This window comes from Actinoplanes nipponensis, from assembly GCF_016862275.1.
Lineage (GTDB): Bacteria > Actinomycetota > Actinomycetes > Mycobacteriales > Micromonosporaceae > Actinoplanes > Actinoplanes nipponensis.
This window is the reverse complement of sequence record NZ_BOMQ01000087.1, coordinates 1-1,916: the sequence shown is the minus strand read 5'-3', so window position 1 is coordinate 1,916 and position 1,916 is coordinate 1. Positions and strand designations below refer to the sequence as shown.

The 1,916-nt window shown below is 69.6% G+C and carries 2 protein-coding genes and 1 tRNA gene; 1 reads left to right on the top strand and 2 read right to left on the bottom strand.

The window, feature by feature from the left end:
- Positions 1-151 precede the first annotated feature (151 nt).
- Positions 152-222: transfer RNA gene (locus Ani05nite_RS35615), tRNA-Gly, on the bottom strand.
- 137 nt (positions 223-359) lie between these two features.
- Positions 360-875 (bottom strand): pyridoxamine 5'-phosphate oxidase family protein, encoded by a 516-nt coding sequence (locus Ani05nite_RS35610; RefSeq protein WP_203775779.1) that lies wholly within the window; start codon positions 873-875, stop codon positions 360-362.
- A gap of 75 nt (positions 876-950) precedes the next feature.
- Here Ani05nite_RS35610 and dcd point away from each other — a divergent pair, with 75 nt between their 5' ends.
- Complete coding sequence (gene dcd / locus Ani05nite_RS35605) at positions 951-1,529, top strand: dCTP deaminase (RefSeq protein ID WP_203775777.1); 579 nt, start codon at positions 951-953, stop codon at positions 1,527-1,529.
- Positions 1,530-1,916 lie beyond the last annotated feature (387 nt).

The window sequence follows — 1,916 nt, the reverse complement described above, 5'->3', positions numbered from 1 at the left end:
CCGCGACCTGGGGCGGTCCGGCGAGGCCATCGCGCTCTGCCGCAGAGCCGTGCAGATCGCCGACCAGACAATGCCGGACGAACACCCGACTGCGGTGGCGCTTCGTGCGTTTCTTGAACGACTCCGGCGAGAGGCCGACGATCGAGATCGGAGCGGGTGACGGGAATCGAACCCGCATATTCAGCTTGGGAAGCTGATGTTCTGCCATTGAACTACACCCGCGAGCGGCCCCACTGTACCCGATTGCCGGGCACCGGCGCAGGACCGCCCCGTGTAGGCACCGGCCGGGCCTGGCGCGGCCCAGCTCCCTCCCGAACCTGGCAGCACCCCGCGACGCAGAGCGGTGGCCCGGCCGGCGCCTACGCCCGCGCGGCGGCGACCAGGGGCCGGCCTAACTCGGCGGCCGGGTCGCGCCACGATCGGGTGATCGGTGGGTATCGCAGGGTCATGGCCAGGGGCAGGGCGCCGGCCGGGCCGTGGCGGCGGAGCATGGCCGTGGCGATGTCGAACTCGAACAGGCGCCAGTCCACCATCGGGGAAGCATGGAGCGCTTCGGCCAGTCGGTTGATCACCGCCGGGTCGGTCACGGGGCGGGCGTGGCCGGTCACGTAAGCCTCGTCGTCGCTCTCCTCCGGTGGGTACGAGTGCAGGGCGTAGCGGCCGTCGCGTTCGAGGTCGCGGCGTTTCGCCGAGCTCACGACGAAGCAGTAGAGGCCCTCGTCGGTGATGACGGGTGACACGGGATGCACGCGTGGCCCGCCGTCGGCGCGGACTGTCGCGAGGTAGCCCATGCCGGGGCCGTACTGCTGGAGCAGCGCGCGGACGGCTGCGGCGAGCTCGGGCTCAGCCGCGGCGAATTCGGACCAGGAAGCCATGCGGACATCATATCGAACACATGTTCGAGTCGACCACCGAACACGCTGCTGTCAGCCGGTCGGTATGGTGTGGCGATGCTGCTGTCCGACCGTGACCTGGTCTCCGAGATCAAGTCGGAAAACCTCGCTCTCGAGCCGTTCGCGCCGGAGCTGATGCAGCCCTCCAGCATCGACGTGCGGCTGGACCGCTTCTTCCGCGTGTTCAACAACCACCTGTACACGCACATCGACCCGGCGGAGCAGCAGGACGACCTGACCGCCGAGGTGGAGACGGCCGACGGTGAGGCGTTCGTGCTGCACCCGGGCGAGTTCGTGCTGGCCTCCACGCTCGAGGTGATCACGCTGGGCGACCAGCTCGCCGGGCGCCTGGAGGGCAAGAGCAGCCTGGGCCGCCTCGGCCTGCTCACCCACTCGACCGCCGGCTTCATCGACCCGGGCTTCTCCGGCCACGTCACGCTGGAACTGTCCAACGTGGCCAACCTGCCGATCAAGCTGTGGCCGGGCATGAAGATCGGCCAGCTCTGCATCTTCCGGCTGTCGTCGCCCGCCGAGCACCCCTACGGCTCGGCGGTCTACGGCTCGCGCTACCAGGGCCAGCGCGGCCCGACCCCGAGCCGCAGCGCGCACAACTTCCGCACCTGGTCGACAACCTAGCGACAGCGTGCGCGAAGCCAAGGGCAAGATCAAGGACAAGATCAAGGGCAAGATCAAGGGCAAGATCAAGTTCATGTCGTGCCTGGTTGCATGGCCCTGACCGTCGCTCCCGCCGAACGCGAGGTCCGTGCTTTGTTCCATCCGGGTCGAGCTGGGTGCATGCCATGGCTCCGGCTGAGGATGCCGGCTCAAGGCGGTTAGTCAGATTCCTGCGCTGGGACATCCCCGCCGCAAGCCCTCTCATGCTCCGGCCGAGTGCCCACCGCCGCCGGGCCGCATCACATGCAGCTACGCCCGGTGGCCCGGTGGCCCGGTGGCCCGGTGGCCCGGTGGCCCGGTGGCCCGGTGGCCCGGTGGCCCGGTGGCCCGGTGGCCCGGTGGCCCGGT

What these genes read in the sequence shown, in the direction of transcription:
- dcd (WP_203775777.1), top strand. Translation starts at nt 951, where the DNA reads ATGCTGCTGTCCGACCGTGACCTGGTCTCCGAGATCAAGTCGGAAAAC.
- Ani05nite_RS35610 (WP_203775779.1), bottom strand. Translation starts at nt 875, where the DNA reads ATGGCTTCCTGGTCCGAATTCGCCGCGGCTGAGCCCGAGCTCGCCGCA.